This window comes from Streptococcus sp. DD04 (genome assembly GCF_001578725.1).
In the GTDB taxonomy this organism is placed as follows: domain Bacteria; phylum Bacillota; class Bacilli; order Lactobacillales; family Streptococcaceae; genus Streptococcus; species Streptococcus sinensis.
In genome coordinates this window covers 103,882-106,762 of the sequence record NZ_KQ968981.1, presented here as the reverse complement: position 1 = coordinate 106,762, position 2,881 = coordinate 103,882, and the positions used below count along the sequence as shown (strand labels likewise).

The following is a 2,881-nucleotide window of genomic DNA, read 5'->3' as shown; positions in this document are numbered from 1 at the left end:
AATATTGGAGAATTACTCAAGAGGCTGAAGAGGACGGTTTGCTAAATCGTTAGGTCGGGTAACTGGCGCGGGGGTTCGAATCCCCCATTCTCCGCTATAAGTAAGGAGTTTAGCTGATGCTATCTCCTTTTCTTGTATCTTTTTGCATTAAGGTAAGTTAATTTAACCTTAATTTTTTCTTTAAAATTGATATATGCTGTAATAAGGAACATATATCGAGTTGGAACCATTATGTATTGATATTGCTGAGGTTTATTTTTATGAATAAATTTAAAAAATCTAAGTTTTTTATTTTCTTTTTAATAACTATTAGCTTAATAGGAGGGGTGTTATTTTCGCCTGTCTCGTCTTATTTTATTTCTTTTTCTTCTAATATAATTTCAACAATTGATCGAATGATTGCTCGGCCTGTTACCTTTGTGTTAAATGAAAAAGATAGACTTTTTGATTTGATGAAAACATATAAAGAAAATGGAGATTTAAAGAAAGCGCTTTATACCATAGAAGAGAAGGCAAATAAAGTTGATTCTTTGGAAGATGAGAATAGTCAATTAAGGCAATTATTAGATTTAAAAGAGCAGGACCAAAACACGATTAAAATTGCTTCAGAGGTGATTGCTCGTAGTCCGTCTGCTTGGACAAATGAACTGACAATTGATAAAGGGGCTGCTAGTGATGTTACAAACTCAATGCTGGCAATTTCTAATGGTGGAGTCATCGGAGCAGTAACACAGGTTTCTGCTGATTCAAGTGTTGTGACCTTGCTTAGCAATGAAAAAAATTCAAGCCAAATTTCTGTGAAGATTCAAACAGAGACTGGTTTTGTCTATGGTATTATTACTGGTTTTGATTCTAAAAAATCCGCTTTTATTATAAGTCAGTTAAATAGTTTTTCTGGTATTACAGATGGGGCTTCTGTTCTGACAAGCGGATTAGGTGCCTATAATGCAGAAAATTTACTTGTGGGAAAAGTTTTGTCTGTCTCTAAAGGGAAAGATCAGTTGAATGATCTGATTTTAGTCCAACCTGCTGCTGATTTTTCAGATATCCAAGCTGTAATTTTGGTGAGAAATTGATATGAAAAGCTCGAAAGAAAAAATTTTAACACCGATTATCTTGTTTTTAATCTTATTACTTGATGGACAGTTGTCTAGATTCTTTATTGGTCTATTATCAGGTCAGTGCTATCCTATCAGCCACTTATTACTGATTTACATGATTTTTATTTCTATTAATTTTTCTAGAACTTTCAATCTTGTTTTATTTATGGGACTGGGATTGATATATGATGTTTATTATTTACATGTTATAGGCATTTTTGTGATTTTATTTCCTTTGCTTAGTGCTTTCATTATTTATATGAATGACGTTTTGTTGTTAAATCGCTTGACTCGTTTTTTATCTGTTATTACGGCTGTCTTTTTGATTGAAATAGTTAGTGTCACTTTGGTTCTTCTTTTAAAGCTGGCAGCAATTGATTTTTCACATTTCATTATCTTTAGTTTGGTTCCTACTTTACTCTTAAATGCTGTTTTCTTCTTGGTATTCCAATCTTTGTTTGAAAAAGTCTATTTATGATGAATAAGAAATAGAAATGTAATAAATACGTAACACAAACAGTTTTGATTTTTGATATACTATATAATGTCTTACCAAGAAGGAGTATATATTTTTATGAAGAAAAAATTGTTCGCATCAATTTTGTTGAGTACGCTTATCCTTTCTCAAGGAGCTTCACTTGTGAGTGTAAAAGCGGATTCTACCGATGATAAAATTGCTGCTCAAGACAGTAAAATTAACAGTATAACAGCGCAACAGCAATCAGCACAAGCACAAGTTGACGAGATTCAAAGTCAAGTTTCTGCAATTCAAAAACAACAAGAAAAACTTCAAGCTGAAAATGAAAAATTATCAGCAGAGTCTGCTAAGTTATCAGCTGAAATTGATACTTTATCTAAAAACATCGTTGCTCGAAATGAATCGCTTGCTAATCAAGCTCGTAGTGCTCAAACGAATGGAACTGCTACTAGTTACATTAATACAATCGTGAGTTCTAGCTCTATTACAGAAGCAATTTCACGTGTAGCTGCTATGAGTGAAATTGTTGCAGCAAATAATAAAATGTTAGAGCAACAAAAAGCTGATAAAGAAGCAATTGCTGAAAAACAAGTTGCTAATAATGAAGCAATCAATACTGTTATCGCTAATCAGCAACAGCTTTCAGATGATGCACAAGTTTTAACAACCAAACAAGCAGAACTTAAAGTTGCTCAGTTGAACCTTGCAGCAGAAAAAACAACTGCTGAAAATGAAAAAAATAGCCTCTTAGAGCAAAAAGCAGCAGCAGAGAGAGCAGCAGCAGAAGCAGCAGCAGCAGAGGCAGCTTATAAAGCACAACAACAGGCACAACAACAAGCAGTTCTTGCTTCTGCAAATACTAGCTTCTCAGCTCAGGTTCAAGCTGTAAATAATACAGCAGCAGCTCCTGCGGCAGAGGCTACTGTATCTGCACCAGCAGTGACTCAGCCAGCAGCAACTGTCTCTCGTCCTACTTACAGTTCTTCAGCGACAACCTATCCTGTAGGTCAATGTACTTGGGGAGCTAAGACTTTGGCTCCATGGGCTGGCGACTATTGGGGTAATGGTGGTCAATGGGCAGCTAGTGCAGCAGCAGCAGGCTTCCGTACAGGTTCACAACCTCAAGTTGGTGCTATTGCATGTTGGAATGATGGTGGATATGGACACGTTGCTGTAGTAACAGCTGTTCAATCTGCTACTAACATCCAAGTATCAGAAGCTAATTATGCTGGCAACCAAGCAATTGGTAACTACCGAGGCTGGTTTAATCCAGGTGCTGTAACTTATATTTATCCAAATTAAA

General features: G+C 35.5%; 3 protein-coding genes and 1 tRNA gene. All 4 read left to right on the top strand.

Going from position 1 to position 2,881, the window contains the following annotated elements:
• The first annotated feature begins 6 nt into the window (after positions 1-6).
• The 4 genes from STRDD04_RS09525 (at position 7) to pcsB (ending at position 2,880) form a co-directional block, all read left to right on the top strand.
• Positions 7-94: transfer RNA gene (locus STRDD04_RS09525), tRNA-Ser, on the top strand.
• A 166-nt stretch (positions 95-260) separates the two neighbouring features.
• Positions 261-1,076 carry a rod shape-determining protein MreC gene (mreC, locus tag STRDD04_RS09520; protein ID WP_062201808.1) on the top strand — a complete coding sequence of 272 codons (816 nt, stop codon included), beginning with the start codon at positions 261-263 and terminating at the stop codon, positions 1,074-1,076.
• A gap of 1 nt (position 1,077) precedes the next feature.
• Positions 1,078-1,578 (top strand): rod shape-determining protein MreD, encoded by a 501-nt coding sequence (gene mreD, locus STRDD04_RS09515; RefSeq protein WP_062201805.1) that lies wholly within the window; start codon positions 1,078-1,080, stop codon positions 1,576-1,578.
• 96 nt (positions 1,579-1,674) lie between these two features.
• Positions 1,675-2,880, top strand: coding sequence for a peptidoglycan hydrolase PcsB (gene pcsB, locus STRDD04_RS09510; protein WP_062201803.1), 1,206 nt, complete (start codon positions 1,675-1,677; stop codon positions 2,878-2,880).
• Position 2,881 lies beyond the last annotated feature (1 nt).